At 68.1% G+C, this 558-nt stretch carries 1 protein-coding gene; it reads right to left on the reverse strand.

The features are described 5' to 3' along the window. Positions 1-558: patatin-like phospholipase family protein (locus MBTS_RS23190; RefSeq protein ID WP_342357249.1), on the reverse strand; the 558-nt coding region annotated here is incomplete at both ends.

Here is a 558-nt window from a genome sequence, read left to right on the forward strand (position 1 = left end):
GTTGTTCTGCGCCACGTCGAATTCCGGCTCCAGCCGCCCGTTGATGATGACGTAGATATCGGCCTTGCCCGCCGTGCGCAGGCGGCCGTCCCGCAGCAGGAACGATTGCGGGAGGGTGAAGACCGGCGTCACCACCGACCCGTCCACATGCATCTCCTGGAACGCCCTGCCCTCCGCCTGCACGTCGAGGAGCTGGGGCGGGAACACCGCCGGGATGCTGGCGGAGGCCGTGAGCACATCCGTGAACAGCGCGACGGCGTTGGGCCCGCCATTGGTGGCGATGGCGCCCATGTTCCAGATGACCGCGCGCTGGGAATCGAGGTTCGTCGTCACCACGAGGAGGCGGCGGCCCTTGGCGTGCTGCTCGGCGATGGCGGCGAGGAGATCGGACGTGACGTAGCGGCGCACGAGGTCGCGGAGACGTCCGTCCCCGAACAGGCCCGATCCGAACACGATGTTGGTCACGCTCGGCGATTGCACCAGGGTCGAGGCGACGCCGCTGGTGTAGATGTCGGTGAGGGTCGAATCGTAGGCCGACCCGAGGAAGGCGAAGGGCGC

Source organism: Methylobacterium bullatum (assembly GCF_014845095.1).
Lineage (GTDB): Bacteria > Pseudomonadota > Alphaproteobacteria > Rhizobiales > Beijerinckiaceae > Methylobacterium > Methylobacterium bullatum.